This is a genomic window from Novosphingobium endophyticum (assembly GCF_014640675.1).
Classification (GTDB): domain Bacteria; phylum Pseudomonadota; class Alphaproteobacteria; order Sphingomonadales; family Sphingomonadaceae; genus Novosphingobium; species Novosphingobium endophyticum.
Window position 1 is genome coordinate 23,755 of sequence record NZ_BMHK01000018.1, and the last position, 16,759, is coordinate 40,513.

At 61.1% G+C, this 16,759-nt stretch carries 14 protein-coding genes; 6 read left to right on the forward strand and 8 right to left on the reverse strand.

Translation table 11 applies throughout. The features are described from left to right. Positions 1 to 172: 172 nt before the first annotated feature. From IEX32_RS13340 to IEX32_RS13350, 3 genes are read right to left on the reverse strand one after another with little or no spacing between them, the layout of a single operon-like run. Positions 173 to 1,129 carry an alpha/beta hydrolase gene (locus tag IEX32_RS13340; RefSeq protein WP_188772035.1) on the reverse strand — a complete coding sequence of 319 codons (957 nt, stop codon included), beginning with the start codon at positions 1,127 to 1,129 and terminating at the stop codon, positions 173 to 175. 35 nt (positions 1,130 to 1,164) lie between these two features. Then, entirely contained in the window at positions 1,165 to 2,181 is a 1,017-nt protein-coding gene (locus tag IEX32_RS13345; protein WP_188772036.1) for a zinc-dependent alcohol dehydrogenase, read from the reverse strand. Then, positions 2,181 to 3,572, reverse strand: a complete 1,392-nt coding sequence (locus IEX32_RS13350; RefSeq protein ID WP_229736363.1) for an MFS transporter — start codon at positions 3,570 to 3,572, stop codon at positions 2,181 to 2,183. Before IEX32_RS13350 ends, IEX32_RS13345 begins: the two co-directional genes overlap by 1 nt. A 72-nt stretch (positions 3,573 to 3,644) precedes the next feature. Here IEX32_RS13350 and IEX32_RS13355 point away from each other — a divergent pair, with 72 nt between their 5' ends. Then, entirely contained in the window at positions 3,645 to 4,811 is a 1,167-nt protein-coding gene (locus tag IEX32_RS13355; protein ID WP_188772037.1) for an acyl-CoA dehydrogenase family protein, read from the forward strand. Continuing rightward, the gene (locus tag IEX32_RS13360) at positions 4,808 to 5,887 is read left to right on the forward strand and encodes a phosphotransferase family protein (protein WP_188772038.1); all 1,080 of its coding nucleotides are present in this window, start codon (positions 4,808 to 4,810) and stop codon (positions 5,885 to 5,887) included. The genes IEX32_RS13355 and IEX32_RS13360 overlap by 4 nt, the downstream gene beginning before the upstream one ends. Positions 5,888 to 6,099: 212 nt before the next feature. Here IEX32_RS13360 and IEX32_RS13365 read toward each other — a convergent pair whose 3' ends face one another. Further along, positions 6,100 to 8,409, reverse strand: a complete 2,310-nt coding sequence (locus IEX32_RS13365; RefSeq protein WP_188772039.1) for a TonB-dependent receptor — start codon at positions 8,407 to 8,409, stop codon at positions 6,100 to 6,102. A 218-nt stretch (positions 8,410 to 8,627) separates the two neighbouring features. Here IEX32_RS13365 and IEX32_RS13370 point away from each other — a divergent pair, with 218 nt between their 5' ends. Beyond that, positions 8,628 to 9,470 (forward strand): phytanoyl-CoA dioxygenase family protein, encoded by an 843-nt coding sequence (locus IEX32_RS13370; protein WP_188772040.1) that lies wholly within the window; start codon positions 8,628 to 8,630, stop codon positions 9,468 to 9,470. A gap of 11 nt (positions 9,471 to 9,481) precedes the next feature. Then, positions 9,482 to 10,246, forward strand: coding sequence for an SDR family NAD(P)-dependent oxidoreductase (locus IEX32_RS13375; protein ID WP_188772041.1), 765 nt, complete (start codon positions 9,482 to 9,484; stop codon positions 10,244 to 10,246). 47 nt (positions 10,247 to 10,293) lie between these two features. Here IEX32_RS13375 and IEX32_RS13380 read toward each other — a convergent pair whose 3' ends face one another. The 3 genes from IEX32_RS13380 to IEX32_RS13390 are packed head-to-tail and all read right to left on the reverse strand — an operon-like array spanning position 10,294 to position 12,753. Then, complete coding sequence (locus IEX32_RS13380; RefSeq protein ID WP_188772042.1) at positions 10,294 to 10,812, reverse strand: nuclear transport factor 2 family protein; 519 nt, start codon at positions 10,810 to 10,812, stop codon at positions 10,294 to 10,296. Beyond that, entirely contained in the window at positions 10,757 to 11,572 is an 816-nt protein-coding gene (locus IEX32_RS13385; protein WP_229736364.1) for a Coq4 family protein, read from the reverse strand. The genes IEX32_RS13380 and IEX32_RS13385 overlap by 56 nt, the downstream gene beginning before the upstream one ends. Continuing rightward, a complete protein-coding gene (locus tag IEX32_RS13390; RefSeq protein ID WP_188772044.1) occupies positions 11,572 to 12,753 on the reverse strand; it encodes a sulfotransferase family protein in 1,182 nt (393 codons plus the stop codon). Before IEX32_RS13390 ends, IEX32_RS13385 begins: the two co-directional genes overlap by 1 nt. A gap of 118 nt (positions 12,754 to 12,871) precedes the next feature. On the opposite strand from IEX32_RS13390, the gene IEX32_RS13395 reads away from it, so the two are divergent. Then, positions 12,872 to 13,408 carry a nuclear transport factor 2 family protein gene (locus tag IEX32_RS13395; protein ID WP_188772045.1) on the forward strand — a complete coding sequence of 179 codons (537 nt, stop codon included), beginning with the start codon at positions 12,872 to 12,874 and terminating at the stop codon, positions 13,406 to 13,408. Positions 13,409 to 13,477: 69 nt separating this feature from the next. Then, positions 13,478 to 15,709, forward strand: a complete 2,232-nt coding sequence (locus tag IEX32_RS13400) for a TonB-dependent receptor (RefSeq protein WP_188772046.1) — start codon at positions 13,478 to 13,480, stop codon at positions 15,707 to 15,709. A 46-nt stretch (positions 15,710 to 15,755) separates the two neighbouring features. On the opposite strand, the gene IEX32_RS13405 is transcribed toward IEX32_RS13400, so the two are convergent. Beyond that, positions 15,756 to 16,736, reverse strand: coding sequence for an SDR family oxidoreductase (locus IEX32_RS13405; protein WP_188772047.1), 981 nt, complete (start codon positions 16,734 to 16,736; stop codon positions 15,756 to 15,758). Between the last annotated feature and the right edge of the window lie 23 nt (positions 16,737 to 16,759).

Genomic DNA, 16,759 nt, shown 5'->3' on the forward strand with positions numbered 1-16,759 from the left:
ACTGATGTGATCATGCTCTTCCCGCTCAGCAGTTTGATGCAGTGCATTTTCTTCTCGACGAGGCTGCATCGATGATAGCCGGCCCCAGAAGCGGGATCCCCGCTTTCGCGGGGATGACGAACGAACAATGATGCGAACTTCAGGTTCAGGTAACTAGGCCGTGAACTCCGGCCTAAACCCGGAACGCCTTGGCAAGTGCCGCGCGGCGTTCGGCTTCGCTCTCGCGCGTCAGTCGGGCGGAAGCGGCCAGTTCGAAGCCATGATAGGCACCAGGCAGGACGTGCAATTCCACCTTGTTGCCATCTGCGATCAGACGCCGTGCGTATTGGATGTCTTCATCCAGGAACAGGTCCAGCATGCCCACGGTGATGTATGCGGGTGGCAGGCGTGAAAGGTCGCTTGCCCGCGCAGCGGCCGCATAAGGGGAGATTCCGTCGCTCCCCGGTTCACATCCCAGCAAAGCTCTCCAGCCCTCCGCATTGTCGGCGTGCTTCCAGACGAACTCACCCATGCCCGCAAGTTCCTCGGGCGGGAGGCACGCCGTGCGGTCGTCCAGCATCGGGTAGACCAGCAGTTGGAAGCACAGTTCGATTTCTCCGCGATCCCGGGCCAATAGCGCCAGCGCCGCCGCCAGACCGCCGCCTGCGCTTTGGCCGCCAATGGCAAAGCGAGTACGGTCGAGCCCAAGTTCTTCACCGTTGCGGTAGAGCCATTCAAGGGCGGCATAACAGTCTTCCACCGATCCGGGTGCGGGCGTTTCGGGAGCCAGGCGGTAGTCGACCGAGACAACCAGACATCCCAGTTCGGAGGCTGTGCGCACGTCGCCGGGGCCCGTGTCCGCGGCCGTGCCGAACACGTATCCACCGCCGTGAATGTTAAGGAACACTGGTAGTGGACTCTCGGCGTCAACCGGCCGGTAGAGAATGACCGGTATGTCCGGCGCGCCGTCGCGTCCAGGCACAAGGTGAGTGGAAATGCTGACATCCGGCCGTGCATAGTCCTCAGCCGGAGGCAACGAGGCCGCCAGGTTTTCGCGGATCTGCCGCCTTTCTTCAATAACGTTGCCGAACGGGGGCAGGGCATCGAGGAATGCGACAAGTTCCGGATCGACAAGATGGCGTGTGGTCATGAAAATCGTGTCTCGTTTGTTGAAATTTGCCGTTGTCAGAAAGTCAGGATCACTTTCACGGCTTCGGGTGAGGCTTGAATCTCGAATGCTTCGGCCACCTGCTCGATAGGCGCCCTGTGGGAAATCAGCGTGGTGCGGTCTACAGTGCCCTTCCGCATGAGATCCAGCGCTTCGACCAGTTCCTCCGACGCGTAGCCGTTCGACCCCATGATGATCGGCTGCTTTTCGATCAACGGGCCCATGTCGATCGTCATGGCGCCCTCGTAACCACCGAAGCACACGATGCGCCCGCCGCTGAGGTCGATAAGCCGAAGCGCGGTTTCCAGCGGCGGGGGACCTTTCATGTGCTTGATATAGCCCGCGCAATCGAACACCACGCTGACCCTGGCCGACTTGCCGGGATAGCCTTCCTCGGTTCCGCAGATGGCGGCGACCGCCTCGAACACATCCCCGTCACGGGCGTTGACCACATGCGTGGCGCCGATGGCCAGCGCCTTTTCGAGCCGCGCCGCATGGACATCCACCGCAATGACGTTCCCGGCCTTTATGCCACGGGCTCGCAGCGCCTGAATCACGCCCAGACCGATGATGCCGACGCCGAACACCACCACATTTTCGCCTTCCCGTACGGCGGCTTTGCGAACCATCTGCAGGCCATCGGCAAGGGGTTCGGTCGTTGCCGCCTCGTCCCAGGTCACATCGTCAGGAATGGCGACAAGCTGAAACGGGTTATCGGGCACAGTGACGAAATCGGCCATGCCGCCACCCATGCCGGTTACGCCGACGACCCGCTGGCCAATTGTCCAATTTTCCACGCCTTCCCCCAGTTCGGCGATTGTCCCGGAAAATTCGTGACCGGGCACTTCGTACCCTTCCGAGGTTTTTCGCACGAGCTTTTCGCGATAGCTGTCGTCGCGGTACATGTGCAGGTCGGAGCCGCAGATTCCGCAGGCTTTCACCGCCACCAGAACTTCTCCCCGCTGGGGCGCAGGCCGGGTTGCATCCGTACGAAACCCGATTTCTCCGGGATTGATATAGTCGGCGGCGCGCATCAGGTGAGATCTCCTTTGAGCGTGGTGCGGGTGACATGTCGTTCCCTAGGAGAGGCGAACATGAATATGGCCGCGGCTACGAGGAAGCCGGCAACCATGAGACCCATCGGAAGGTGATAGTTGCCCGTCGCTTCATAAAGCAGGCTCGCGGCGGGAGTCAGGCCAAACAGGAATGGCAGGGTGAACAGCGATACCAGGCCAAGCGCGCGGCTGAAGTGCTTTTGCCCGAACACGGTGGACAGGACGACGCCGAACGCCGCCTGGATGCCGCCGCCGCACGCACCAACGACCACGGCGTCGGCAAGCAGCACGGGAAAGCTGACGGGCATGAGGAATATGGTCCACATCACGGCCTGAAGGATTGCATTCAGAACAAGCGCCTTTGCTCCTCCGACGCGGTCCGCGAGCGCGCCGAAAGCAAAGGAACCCAACAATCCCGCTCCGCCGGAAATCGCGAGCAGCAGATTGGCCTCGGCGAAACTGCGGCCCTGTTCGGTCAAGAGTGGGATGAAATGCGCGAGTTTCATCGTGCCCGCCCCGGCCAGGATCCCCTGACCGGCGACGAGAAGCCAGAACACCGGCGATCGCAAGATGTGGCTACCGTCTACAGATTCGTCTCCGGGCTCCAGTGCGTCGCGCTTGTCCACGTTCGCATCGCGCATCACCAGGAGCATGACGGGGATCAGGCAGAGATCCGCAATGGCAAGAACGCGAAGGATGTAACGGATGCCTTCGCTCAGCAGCAGCGGTGCAATCACCAGCGGGACAATCATGACCAGGATCGGCATATTGACGATGCCGAGCGCCAGCCCACGCTGGTGTTCGTTTGACCATCGCGTCGCGTGGGTCATCGATGGAAGCAGTCCGAGCATGGCCGTGGCCGGCCCGAGGATCAGCCCATAGACCGCCATGAACTGCCACGCCTCCTGCACCACCGAGGCAAGGCCGAATCCGCACGCGGCCAGAATCGCGCCACCTGTCGCCACCATGCGAATGGAAACGGTTTCGAGAATTCGCCCGAGCAATGACGCCGTGATCGAGAGCGAGATCACCAGCAGCGAGATCGCCAGCGATGATTGCGCTCTGCTGGCCGCGTATTCGTGCTCAATGGCGAGCACCAGCGTTCCGAAGCTGCCAAAGGCGAGGCCGGTCGCGAAGTTCTGGGTCAGTGTGGCGATGCCGATCTGCAGCCAGTTGCTGCGTACGGCCGTCAAGGACTCTGGCATCCCGTCTCCCGAGCTGGCGTACCGTTCATTTACGCCATAATTTAGGCATTGCATAACGCATTGATGGAAAAAATTACAGAAAAATTTTGATTTGCGTATATTTCGTGCAGCGGCTTCCTTGCCCCGGCGACGTGAACGTGCCATGCAACACGAATAGCGAAACATGCCGCCTTGTCGCTTCGTTTGCCGGCACCGGTCGATCAAGGGCAAGCCGGAAAACTGGCGAGAGGTTGTCCGATGTGCCCTACAGATCGTGCCCTGGAAATCGGGCAACGTGTCGAGCGTTTCGTCCGCGAAGTCATAATACCCTACGAGAGGGACCCGCGGCGCGACCACCATGGAGCGCCGACCGATGAACTGGTGTACGAAATGCGCGAGAAAGCGCGCGGCGCCGGCGTTCTGACTCCGCACGTCCTTCCCGGCGGCGGGCACCTGACCCAGCTTGAAACCGCCTACGTATTGCGCCGGAGCGGGCTTTCGCCTCTTGGCCCTCTTGCATGCAACACCATGGCGCCGGACGAAGGCAATATCTACCTGCTCTCGAAAGTCGGCAGTTCCGAACACAAGGAGCGGTTCCTCAAGCCTTTGGTCGAAGGCAGGACGCGGTCCGCTTTCTTCATGACCGAGCCCGCGCTGGAAGGCGGCGCGGGTTCCGACCCGTCGATGCTGCGGACGGTGTGCCGCGAGGACGGCGATCACTGGGTCATCGATGGACGCAAGGCATTCATCACCGGCGCGGAGGGAGCAACGGTCGGCATCATCATGGCCAAGGCCGAGCAGGGCGCGTCGATGTTCCTCGTCGACCTCCCTGATCCGGCGATCGTGATCGAATCGGTTCCCAACACGATGGACTCGTCGATGCCGGGCGGCCATGCCACGGTGCGGATCGAAAACCTGCGGGTTCCGGCCAGCCAGATGCTGGGCGAGCCCGGCGAGGGGTTCAAATATGCGCAGGTCCGGCTTTCGCCAGCGCGCCTTTCGCATTGCATGCGCTGGCTGGGTTGCTGCGACAGGGCGCATGAGATCGCGGTTGATTTCGCTAACCGGCGGGAGGCATTCGGCAAGAAGCTGATCGATCATGAAGGCGTGGGCTTCATGCTGGCGGAAAACATGATCGACCTTCAGCAGGCCAGCCTCATGATCGACTGGTGCGCAGGGGTTCTCGACGGCGGTTCTCTGGGAACCGTCGAGAGTTCGATGGCCAAGGTCGCCGTGTCCGAGGCCCTGATGCGGGTCGCGGACCGCTGTGTCCAGGTTCTCGGCGGGCTGGGTGTCAGCGACGCGACCATCGTCGAGCAGGTCTTTCGTGAAGTGCGGGCCTTTCGCATCTATGATGGTCCTACCGAGGTCCACAAATGGAGTCTGGCGAAGAAGATCCGCAGAGACTGGAGAGCAGCACAATGACAAACGCTGCGGCCGCGAAGGCCAATCTCGGCACGACGCCGGTGCGCGAGGGCTTCGAGTTCGATGTCGAGGCCATCTCCGGCTGGATGGAAGCCCATGTGCCCGGGTTCGACGGACCGGTTCGCGTGGAGCAGTTCAAGGGCGGCCAGTCCAATCCGACCTACAAGCTCACCACTCCGGCGAAAAGCTATGTCCTGCGGCGCAAGCCGCCGGGCGCGCTTGCGTCCGGTGCCCACGCCGTCGACCGCGAGGCCCGCGTCCTCATGGCACTTGGTAAGACGGGCTTTCCTGTCGCGGACGTCTATGGTCTGTGCGCGGACCAGAACGTCATCGGCGGCTGGTTCTACGTCATGGAGATGGTGGAAGGGCGGATCTTCTGGGATGCGACTTTCCCCGGCGTCGAACGAGAGGAGCGCCCGGCCTATTTCGATGCCATGAATGCAGCCATCGCCCGACTTCACATGGTCGATCCGGCAGCGGTGGGACTGGAAGACTTCGGCAAGGCAGGCAATTATTTCGCGCGGCAAATCTCGCGGTGGGCGCGCCAGTACCAGGCTGATGCGGACGCCGGGCGGAACGAGGATCTCGATCGTCTTATAGACTGGTTGCCAGCCCATATACCGGCCGACGACGAGACCGCGATCGTGCATGGTGACTTTCGCTGCGACAATATGATTTTCCACCCGACGGAACCGCGCATCCTCGCCGTTCTGGATTGGGAGCTGTCGACGCTCGGCCATCCGCTCGCAGACTTTGCCTATCACACGATGATGTATCGCATGCCGCCGGAAATCGTCGCTGGCCTGAAGGGCGCGGACCTGGCGGCGTTGAACATCCCGGCCGAGGCCGACTACGTGGCGACCTATTGCGAGCGTACGGGGCGTCAAGGCATCGCCGACTACGAGTTCTACCTGACGTTCAACCTGTTCCGGCTCGCGGCCATTTTCCACGGAATCAAGGCTCGCGTCATTCGGCGGACGGCTGCCTCTGCCCATGCCCGCGATAGAGCTGCCCAGTTTCCGTTGCTCGCGCGCATGGCGCGCGAATGCATGGATGGCGTGGTGCAGAAAAGCTGACCCGGGCAGGTTCCGCCGTCTGATCGGTGCTCAATTCTCCAGTTGAAGTGTACGGTCGTGCCGTCATTGCTGGCCGTGCCCGATGACGCGGGACGCGAACCCTGTTGTGCTCGATAGTAGCTGAAGCCCTGACGCCTGGAATGATGGCAGGGCCGCAAAAAAATGCGGCGGGGTTTCCCCCGCCGCAATCTTCCAGAGAACTGGTGAAGCGCTCAGAACTGCATTCCGATATCGACCCCCCAAGTCCTCGGTACCTGGAAGGTGCCGATAACATTGGTGGAGAGATTGCGGGCAAATTCCAGCTCGTGGTTGTTGGTCAGGTTCTGGACCCACGCCGAAACCTTGGCTTTAGTCATGGCGATGGGAATATCCACCAGAGACAGCCTTGCATTCATGTCGAAGCGAGACGGCAGCGTGGTGAGCCGGTTGGTGGCGGCAGCTTGGATCGGATCCGACAGGCGCTTGTCCCTGAAGAACCCGTCGAGCCTGAAGGAGACGTAGCTGCCGTTTGAGAACTCGGGTGAATCGTATTGTCCGCCAACGCTGAGCGTGTTTTTCGGAGCCAGCGAATTCACCGGGCCGTTCACCGGATCGTCCGAAAGACGCTGGTTGAGATAACCGTAGCTCGCGTTGAACGTGAAGTGACGCGAAGGCCTCGCCGTCAGTTCAAGTTCGAAGCCATCTTCCTTGCCGCGCGGTGACGAGAACAGGAACGTACCGCTCGCGGCATTGAATCCGAGGGTCTGGACGTTCGAGCGCCGGGTAATGAAGTAGGAGGCATTCACCCGAAGTGTGTTGTCGATCAGATCGGCCTTTACGCCGGCTTCGTAGCTCTTGACGGTTTCAGGTTTGAACTCGACTCCGCCAAGGACACCGCCGGACAGGTAGCCGGTGGCGAAGCGCAGATAGGCGCGAATATCCCGGTTGGCGATATAGGTCGCGGTTGCGTCGAAGTCCCAGTGATCGAAGCTTGCGTTGAAGGTGCCGGCCGGAACGAAGGCTGGCACCAGGCCAGCGGCGCGGACTACTTCGCGGCGATCGTCCTTCGTGTAACGGATGCCGCCGGCAAGTTCGAAGTGTTCCTGTTTGTAAGCGACATGCGCATAGCCGGCGACCGACTTGTTGCGGATCGACGTGTCGGCTCCGGCAAGGTAATCGCTGGGAACTCCGAAGATGTCGATCGTGTTGCCGTCTGTGGGAGTCGTGCGCGGCTGGATCGTTGTGAACGTCGGGAACACGACGCCGATGAACACCGGGTTGTTGTCCCGGCCTGTTTCGCGGAAGTAGAAGCCGCCGAGAACCCAGTCCAGGTTCCCCATGGTGCCGAGCAGTTGCACTTCCTGCGTGAACTGCTTCTGGTGGCGATCCTCAATCGAGGAAATATTGGTGAACGGCAGGCCGGTGAGGCTGGGGTCTATGGCCCCTCCATCATATGCGCCGCCGTCGATGTCATTGCCGCCCACGAACTCATCCATCTTGCGGTAGCCGGTGATGGATTTGAAAGTGATATTCTCGTTCAGCAAGTAAGCCACAGTCAGGCTGTGGCCCTGGATCTTGAGGCGCGAGGGGGTCGTGAAATCGAGCGCCAGCGCCTTCTGGTACTCGGTTGTCGCCGGCACGTAGATGCTCGGAGGCGCAGTGTAGAACGGCGGATTTCCAACGCCTGCAGTATAAGTCGGGTCATAGCCCAGAAGCTGCTGTCCGAGCTGGGTGCTGACCTTGTCGGTATAGTCGAACTTGTAATCGGCGGTCAGATCGCCGGTGTCCAGGCGAATTGCCACGGCGACCGCGTCCGTATTTTCCGCACCGAAGGTCTTGGCTGACCGGACCGTTCCGAACGGCTCGGTGAACGTGAACTCCCGCCCCGGAGTCAGGTTCCTGACGTACCCACGGTTTTCGTCGTGGAGGTAGGAAATGCGTGCGCTCAGCGGACCAAACGCCGGCAGGTTGACAGTGATGCGGCCCCTGCGGCGATCATAGTTGCCGAGCGTGCCTTCCGCCTTCACACCGAATTCGCCGGTCGGCGCCGCCGTCACGAAGTTGATCGCACCGCCCGTCGAGTTGCGGCCGAAAAGCGTACCTTGCGGACCGCGCATGACCTCGACACGGTCAATGTCGGCGAGATCGAAAGCCGTGCCTGCCGGCCTGCCGAGGTAGACACCGTCGATGTACAGACCGATACCTGCATCAGCTTCAAACTTGAGCGTGCCTGTCGAAACGCCGCGCAGCGCGAATTGCGGGGCACTGGCGGACCCGAACTGACGCTGAACGTCAAGGTTGGGAACTGTCTTGCCGATGTCGGCGAAACTGTTGATGTCGAGCGCCTCGAGTTGATCGCCACTGAAGGCGGTCACGGACAGAGGCACGTCCTGCAGCGTTTCCTGGGTTCGCCTTGCCGTAACGACGATGTCGCCGATGCCCACGTTTTCCCGCGCGTCAGCGCCGGTCTGTTGGGCTGCCGCAAGTCCGGGCACGAAAGCCCCGAACGCGGTGCATGCGAGTAGCAGTCCTCTAGTTATCATAAACCTCTCCCTGCGAAGCGACCCACCTCCACAATTGGGCCTTGAGTGCCATTTATGCCGAAATGGCACAACAAATCAAGTTCAAAAGAACGGATATGATGAAATCGTAGCTTACATATTGACGATTTGCGTAATTCGTGACATTTCCGACCCACAGGCCGCGCCGAAGCCTCGAGTTCCCGCGCCCGGTTGCAGAAATGAGAGGGAGGGATGGTTTGATGGAATTTGCCTATCCGGAACCGTGGAGCATTTCAGGCGAGATCGCCGCACGGGCAGGCGACTTGGGTGTGCTGGGGCACCTGGAACAATTGCGCGACGAAGGTTACGCAAACATTCCAAGCGTATATGACGCGGAATTCTGCAGGGAACTGCGCGAGGCTGTTGTGGACGCCACGGCGCGCGAGTCGGGAGGTTATTTCGATCTTAAACCTTCCGACGGAAGGTCAGCCTATCATTTGCTTGGAGCGAACGATCTCTTCGCACAGGCTTTGCTCAGTCCGGTTCTCCAGGTCGTGGCGGAATACCTTTGCGGCGGTGATTTTCTTCTGAGCCAGCTATCGGCATCGGTGCGCTACGAGGGCGCCGCGCCGATGGCACTTCACATCGATTCGCAATGGATTCCTCCTACGCCCTACAATCCGATGTTCACGGCTTGTCTCGCGCTGGATGAATTGAGCGAGGAAGCCGGAGCGACAAGGGTCATTCCCGGCTCGCACAAGCTGATGCGAAACCCCGGCCTGAACGAGGCCGCCGCTTGCGAAAAGGGCGTGGCAATGTCCGGAAGTGTGGGCTCGATGTCGATCTGGACGGGCTATGCGTGGCACGCGAACTTTGCGCGCAGCATACCCGGCGAACGTGCACTGCTCCACATGACCTTCTGCCGGCTCGGTTACCGACCGGTCGAGGACTACAGCGATCTCGGCGACGACTTCCTCTCCAGGTGGCCTCCCGTGATGGCGACAATGCTGGGGCGTAACAGCTGGCTCGGGCTTGCCGGCCGGAACGGGGGGCGCTGCGAAATGGAACATTATACTCGCATGTGGGCGGCCGCACGGCGTTAGGAGATCGGCGAATGTCTAGGCAATTCGAAGGAAAAGTCGCCCTGGTGACAGGCGGGGCGAGCGGTATCGGCGCGGCCGCATGCAGGCAATTCTCCGCCCAGGGCGCGCTGGTGGTTGTGGCAGACCGCAATGCAAGCGCGGCCGAAGCTCTGGCCGGTCAGCTTGACGGCGCGATCAGTTGCAATGTCGACGTCGCGGATCCCGCGTCCTGCGAGACCATGTTCTCGATGCTTCGCGACAAGTTCGGGCGACTCGATTGTGCGTTCAACAACGCGGGCATCACCGAGGTTACGGTTCTCAAGGGCGAACCGCTGCCGGAAACCCACATGCTGCCGCTGGATGTTTGGCGGCAGGTGCTGGCCGCGGATCTTGACGGTGTATTCCATTGCCTGCGAGGGGAGCTGCCACTCATGCTTGAAAGCGGCGGTGGCGCGATCGTGAATGCGGCTTCGCTGCAGGCGCACCTCAGCTATCCGCGCACAGCTCCTTATACGGCGGCGAAGCACGGCGTCCTCGGATTGACCAGGACCATCGCCAAGGAATACGGCAATCGGAACATTCGGTGCAACGCGATTTCGCCGGGCATCGTCGATACGCCGCTCAATACCGACGTAATCAATTCGGACGAGTTTCGCGACGCCTTGCTGACTTCGATCCCGCTCGGTCGCTTCGCGACGCCTGAGGACATTGCACGCGCCGCGGTCTGGCTGGCCTCGGACCAGGCAGGTTATGTCAATGGGGCCTTCCTGGCGGCAGATGGCGGCATTATGGCCTGAACCAAAGCGGTGATCCTCCCGGCCTTTCTGCCGGGCAGATCCCGATACTACCCCCCGAATTCGTACTTTCCGTGGGCCGAAAGGTCGCCGAACAGATCGTTGGTGATGAAGCGTTCGCAGAAGCGCCAGTCACCATCGACCTTTTCGAACCTGTCCCGGTAATCGCCGGTGATAATGGGCTGAAGGGGAAAATCCGGCGTTTGCTGGACAACGAGCACGGTGCTCGTCGCGCGGGCCAGCACGGCTGATTCCGGCTTGACGATCAGGTTCACGATCAAGTGCCGCGTGCGCGGGATTCCGTTATAGAGCCGCAGGAAGTCGGCAAACATCGTTGTGATCGCTGCCGGATCGCAGATGATTGGCTCGTCCAGCGTTTCCAGATGCACCGCCGCATGGGCGAACAGATTTCCCAAGCCTATGAGGTCGCCGCCGTCCAAGAGACGGGGATAGCGATGGACGAGTTCCTGAATGGCAAGATAATCGGTGATTCCAAACAATGTTATGACCTTCTCATCCTCTTGATGCGGAATCGACCCACGCCCAATGCCCGTCTTCCGGACCGCCATCGATGTGCAGTGAGCGCCGCGCTTCGTCGAGCGGTACGTCGACCCAATCCTCCCAGCGGATCATGAACAGCGGCCTTTCCTGCCGCGCTCCCATCGCCTGGCCCCGGGCAACGCCTTCCAGAATGGCGGGCACAACGTCCGGATAATGGCAGGTCATGCGCATGATGCTCGTCGAGACAAGCGTCATGGGCTGGAAGGTGAGGGCGCCGGCCAGTTCAGGCTCGAAGTAGGCATGAATCGCAACGGCATTGGCGACTATGAGCGCGATCTCGCCAACCTGGCTGGGATCGAATCCGGTCAGCAAGTGCTCGATGTCGTGGTTCTGCACCCGCCGTTTCTGCAGGTAGGCCAGATCGCTGCCCGGAGCATCGCGGAACATGAAATCGACGTCGAACGGGGTTTCAGACAGAAAAGTGCGGATTTCGGCGCCGACGGTACCGGTCGCACAGTGCGTTAGGTCCCTGTCCTTCCAATTCGAGACGAAGCATGCGTCGAGCCACTGCGCGAGTTCGGGCAGCCTTGCCTTTTCGGCTGCCAGCAACGCCTCGATATGCTCCTGGTCGAACTCCTCCGCGATCGCGCGGTCGAGTTCGGGAATCAGGTAGGCCGGCGGCAGGTCAAGCCCGTCGCGCTTGAGGCCCATCTGGGCGTAAACGTCCCGCATACGGGGATTGTTCAGAAAGCGCGATGTGCTGGTGAGAATGGAGCCGGCGATCGGTGCTTTCCGGCCCTTGAGATAGGCGGCATCCTCTTCGTTCATCATCCCGCCTCCTCAACTGGCCGAGGCGGATCGAACCGACTGGAATAGAATGCAAAGTCCCTCTCCAGATCGGCGGATGCGATCCCGAAGTCTGCGACATCGTATTTGTGCGAGGGACGGTTGTCGCGCTTGTTGCTGTCAAGCCAGGCGCGCCACGCCGCATCATCCTGCGCGTCCGGAGCCATGCCAGCGGCTTCGAAGACCTGCCGGGCCGCGCCGATCGGGTCGCTGAGCAGAGAGCGGTAGTTCACGTCGATGAACCGGTCTTCGGCACCGGCGCGGGCGTCCAGCATGTCGCAAAGCGAGCGATGCAGCCGCGCCGTCCAGTGTGCCGCCTGCTTGCAGGAGAAGTCGCTGTCGGTGTTGCCACCGGTTAGCGAGGCCACCATGGAATACCAACTGCCCATGACGTGCTCGACGCGCCGGTGCGTCATCGCCATGACCGCATCGGGGAAGCATTCGAGGACTGTCTTAACGGCGGTGAGGTGGTGTGGCGATTTGAGGATCCACTTGTGCCCGCGCCGCGCGGGATCCTGCCATTGCAGAATTTTTAGCCAGTCGACGAGTTCCAGGTAGGCGTTGGTCTGGTCCGCTTCCAGCAGCCATTTGCCATAGCTGGGAACAAAGAGCATCGACTCGGGGATATTGGAAACGAAGGATTGCTCGATCAGCGTCAGTTCCTCGTCGTAGGCATAGGCGTCCATCGGGTGGATGGCATCGAAGCCGGAGGAGGATTCGATGAGTTGCCGCGCCAGCGCCTCGGCGTCGGCCTTGCGGGCGGCGACATCTTGTGGATTCATCTCTCCGCGCGGAAGCGGGAATATCGTCTCCCACCAAAATGTCGCCGTTGCCTTAGGGGATGAGGCAAGGAGCCGTTGCAGCATGGTGCTGCCGGTGCGGGGCAGGCCGACGATGACCACGCCTACGTCCACTTTTTCCTCGCTGATCTCTGGGTGGCGCTTCATCAGGTCCACCTTGCGGAGGCGATTCTCGAGCGCGTTCAACAATCGTCCGGCATGCGTTTTGACACCATTCGGGTTAAGATCCGCCTCCTCGACCATGGCATGCGTCAGCACCTCCAGGGGCTCGAGAAAGTGGTCTGGCCCAAAGTCCTGCAATCCCGTCGCGCGACAGGCCTGCCCCATCAGACGCCTGGGGGAAAGCGCATCCTCGTAACGCATTTGTCAAATCCTGCCGGCTATAAACTTTCATTTGCGTAATGAAGCATGCTAAAATAGAACGCAATATGAAATCAAGAGTCGGGTCACCCCGATGGACTCGTTTTGAGGGAGAAATGTGATGTCCTATCCCCGTCAAGAGGTCGAAGCCGCGATACAGGGGCTGCGCGAAGCCTTCGTGGAGGCCGAGCGCAGGAACCATTGGGCGTGGATCGCCGACGAATTCTACCATGAGGATGCAACCTATTTCTGCCCCTATGGCGGGTGCATGCCGGTGTTCGCGCGCAATCGCGATGAAATCCGCGCGACCCATTATGGGCGCGACATGGATGTCGGCTCCGGATGGACCGGCTGGAGTTTTCCGATCGTTGATTTCGCGGTGAACGGTGATCGCATCTTCAGTCGTTGGGTCAATCGCGGCCCGGGTAAGCGCCCTGACGGCACCTTTTACGAGACGGAGGGTGTAAGCTTCATCACTTATGGCGGAGGGGGCAAGTTCTCCTCGCAGTATGACCTGTTCGACATCGGCCATCAGATGAAGCTGTGCGATGAACTGAAGGAGGCGGGCTTGCTCGACGAAGCGCTGGAGCGCGAATGGGTTGGGCCGATGAAGCGCAGGATCATCGACAGCCTGATGCAAGGCATTCAGCCGGCCTGAAGAGCGGGCGAAGGGGCATCGCGGCGATCGCGGCGCCCCGGCAAAAAATAAGAAAGTGGAGGAAAAAGGATGAGGTTCAACGCATATCGCGCGTCGGCTCTTGGATCTGCTGCTCTGTTCTGGCTCGTTGCCGCAGGCCCGGCATTGGCGCAGGAGACGACGGGCAAGTCCCGGGATGAGGGCGTGCCCGAAATCGTCGTGACCGCCACCAAGACTGGCGAAACCAACCTGCAGTCGACACCCTTGGCCGTGACGGCGTTGAGCGGCGAGGAACTGTCGGCCCGCGGCGTGCGAGACATTCAGGATCTCAAGTCCTACGTGCCCAGTTTGCAGGTTTCCGATCTCAGCGGATACACGCAGCTCTATCTGCGCGGGATCGGATCGAACATCGTATTCATCGGGTCCGATCCCAGCACGACCATCCACCTCGACGGTGTCTACCTGGCTCGGCCTCTAAGCTATCTGAATGACTTCCTCGATGTTGAACGGGTGGAGGTGCTGCGCGGTCCGCAGGGTACACTCTATGGACGCAACTCGGTCGGCGGCACGATCAATGTGGTTTCACGGCGTCCCAGCCGGGAGTTGGATGCCGAGTTCCAGGGCGTTTACGGGACTTACGATCGCTATGCCGCGCAAAGCTATCTTTCCGGCGCCATTGGCATGGGCGACGTGGCTGCAAGCCTCGCATTCGACGTTTCCGGGCATGGGGCCTTCCGGGAAAACGTCTCGACCGGAAACGATGTGGAGGACCTGAAGTCGCGCGGGGTCAAGGGGCAGGTGCTGATCCCGTTCGCATCAGGTGAACTGACTCTGCGGGGGGACTATTCGCGGCAAACTGGCGCCATGGGAGCCTATCCCAAGCTGATCGGACCTGTCGGCGTTCCGCTCGACGATTCGATTCTGGGTGATGCCGACAAGGTATCCATGGATGGCGACAACCATTCCGTCTTCGAGAACTTCGGGGTGGCGGCCGAGCTCAATCTGGATCTCGCCGAAGGTATCACGCTGCGGTCGCTTTCGGCATGGCGCGGGTTCGATGGCTCGATCGAGGCCGATGCCGATTCCAGTTCCATCCCGCTGTTTCGCAACCTGATCGCACCGATTCGACAGCGCCAGGTGAGCGAGGAACTGAGCCTCGTGGGCAAGAGCGACCGGATCGACTGGATCGTGGGGGCCTACTACTTCCACGAACGCAACCGCGAGCCGCTGACTCTGACGATCTTTCCTTTCGGCGTGTCTCACGTTCAACGCCCGCTGCTCAAGGCGCGGTCGCTGGCCGCGTTCGGGCAGGTCGAATTTCACATGACCGAAGCGCTCTCGGCGATCGCGGGTCTGCGCTATACCGCAGAGCGCAAGGACTACATGCTCGCGGATCGTTTTACCGCGTCGATCTCGCCCGATCCCGATGAGGCGGCGGCGGCGTTCCCTGTCTCGGGAGTGCCGGGAATTCCCGACCCCTTTGTCGTCGACGCACGAAGGCGCGACAATGCGCTGACGCCGCGCTTCGGAGTGAATTACAAACCGGCGTCCAATGTTCTCATCTACGCCTCGGCCACGCGCGGCTTCAAGAGCGGCGGTTTCGACTACGGCGCCAACAATGCTCTCGATGCCTCGACCGGTTATGGGCCGGAAAAGCTCTGGTCCTATGAAGCCGGTATCAAGAGCGACTGGCTAGGCAACAAGTTGCGCGTCAACGCGACGGGCTTCTACTATGACTACACCGACTTGCAGGTGCAGAGCTTTGTTCAGATGGGCGCGTCATTCGGCGCTCGTACGCAGAACGCGGCGACGGCGCGCGTCAAAGGCGTCGAACTCGAGCTTGCCGCGCGGCCCGTCGCTGGCCTCCAGTTGTTTGCCAACGTCGCTTATCTCGATGCTTACTATCGCGAGTATGTGAACGCCTTTGTGCCGACTTTTGGTACGTTCGACGCGTCGGGCAAGCGGCTGAACAATGCGCCCAGATGGTCCGCGACGTTCGGCGGCAACTACCGCTTCGATCTCGCCGAGGCGGGCACATTGGATCTGGGCCTTGATATGCACACCCAGTCCACGGTCTACTTCACGGCTGCGAACGATGGCGTCGCTGGCGTGACGTCCTATCTCGAACAGCAGGACGGGTATTCGGTGCTCAATGGCCGGATTGGCTGGACCAGTGAGAATGGCAAGCTCGGCTTCAGCCTGATCGGCACGAACCTCACCGACAAGACCTATTATCTGGGGACCGCGAACTATACGCCGGCGATTGCCGCCCGGTTGGGGCGCCCGCGCGAGGTTTTCGCACAGGTCATGCTCAAGTACTGAGGAAGGCGCGCCGCTGGTTCGGTTCCCGGCGGCGCCCCCCCGTTCGTCAACGGTCCAGGAAGGTTCTTCTCACGGCCGAGGTCAGTTCCGGGTCCTTGCCAGCCGCATTCATGACGATTTGCATGATTTCTTCGGCCACGGGCGTCTCATCCGCCGATGATGGGTTGCCAGGCGCATCGACAAGAGCGTCGGGGCCGGGCAGGCCCACGATCGCGCGAAGCGCAAGGGCGCGGACCTCGTATGGCGCCGCCCCCTTCAACGCCGCGAAGATCTGCGAATCCTCACCGATCTGTTGCCGGAAGGGAATGCTGTCGTTGCATACCGCCTCGACCAGGCTTGCCGCGCCGCGCGCGGGATCACGGCCCCAGCGATCGAGATTGCTTATGCCCGGCATCGCGGCCTGGATCAGCGGAGCATAGGCGCTCTCTTCGGCCTGGACGAATTCGACGTTGCCGGCAAACTCGGTGCGATGGGCACCGGGCTGCAGCACGGCGACCTCGATGCCGAACGGCGCGAGTTCCATGGCAAGACCTTCCGCCCAGCCTTCCAGTGCCCATTTCGAGGCGGCATAAAGCGAAAGGAAGGGGTGAGGGGAGTTCACTGCGTTGCTGGTGACAATGATGATGCGGCCGCTCCTGGCCTTGCGCATGGCGGGAAGGACGGCGCGGGTTACGCCGAGCGCTCCGAAGAAGTTCGTATCCATCTGCTGGCGGCACTGGGCGTCGCTGTAATCCTCGAACGCGCCCATGATCGAATAGCCGGCATTGTTGAGCAGCACGTCCAGCGTACCGCCGGTCCGCACAAGCACCGTTTCGACGGCGCTTTCGATGGAGTCCGGAGATGTCACGTCCAGTTCGACGGGAACGATCTGCCCGCCGCAGTCTGAGGGCAGTGCGATTTCGGTGAGAGCGGTGGCCTTCGCCAGGTTGCGCATTGAGGCAAACACCAGCCAGCCCTTTGCGGCCAGCTCGATGGCGGCAAGGCGCCCGAAGCCGGTTGAGGCCCCGGTAATGAGCACCGATTTCATGGCATGATCCTCCAAATGCGGGC

Excerpts from the sequence above, each read along its gene's own strand:
- IEX32_RS13380 (WP_188772042.1), bottom strand. The coding sequence starts at position 10,812 with ATGGCGGTCCGGAAGACGGGCATTGGGCGTGGGTCGATTCCGCATCAA.
- IEX32_RS13375 (WP_188772041.1), top strand. The coding sequence starts at position 9,482 with ATGTCTAGGCAATTCGAAGGAAAAGTCGCCCTGGTGACAGGCGGGGCG.
- IEX32_RS13355 (WP_188772037.1), top strand. The coding sequence starts at position 3,645 with ATGTGCCCTACAGATCGTGCCCTGGAAATCGGGCAACGTGTCGAGCGT.
- IEX32_RS13390 (WP_188772044.1), bottom strand. The coding sequence starts at position 12,753 with ATGCGTTACGAGGATGCGCTTTCCCCCAGGCGTCTGATGGGGCAGGCC.
- IEX32_RS13345 (WP_188772036.1), bottom strand. The coding sequence starts at position 2,181 with ATGCGCGCCGCCGACTATATCAATCCCGGAGAAATCGGGTTTCGTACG.
- IEX32_RS13405 (WP_188772047.1), bottom strand. The coding sequence starts at position 16,736 with ATGAAATCGGTGCTCATTACCGGGGCCTCAACCGGCTTCGGGCGCCTT.
- IEX32_RS13400 (WP_188772046.1), top strand. The coding sequence starts at position 13,478 with ATGAGGTTCAACGCATATCGCGCGTCGGCTCTTGGATCTGCTGCTCTG.
- IEX32_RS13340 (WP_188772035.1), bottom strand. The coding sequence starts at position 1,129 with ATGACCACACGCCATCTTGTCGATCCGGAACTTGTCGCATTCCTCGAT.
- IEX32_RS13370 (WP_188772040.1), top strand. The coding sequence starts at position 8,628 with ATGGAATTTGCCTATCCGGAACCGTGGAGCATTTCAGGCGAGATCGCC.
- IEX32_RS13365 (WP_188772039.1), bottom strand. The coding sequence starts at position 8,409 with ATGATAACTAGAGGACTGCTACTCGCATGCACCGCGTTCGGGGCTTTC.
- IEX32_RS13395 (WP_188772045.1), top strand. The coding sequence starts at position 12,872 with ATGTCCTATCCCCGTCAAGAGGTCGAAGCCGCGATACAGGGGCTGCGC.
- IEX32_RS13360 (WP_188772038.1), top strand. The coding sequence starts at position 4,808 with ATGACAAACGCTGCGGCCGCGAAGGCCAATCTCGGCACGACGCCGGTG.
- IEX32_RS13350 (WP_229736363.1), bottom strand. The coding sequence starts at position 3,572 with ATGTTTCGCTATTCGTGTTGCATGGCACGTTCACGTCGCCGGGGCAAG.
- IEX32_RS13385 (WP_229736364.1), bottom strand. The coding sequence starts at position 11,572 with ATGAACGAAGAGGATGCCGCCTATCTCAAGGGCCGGAAAGCACCGATC.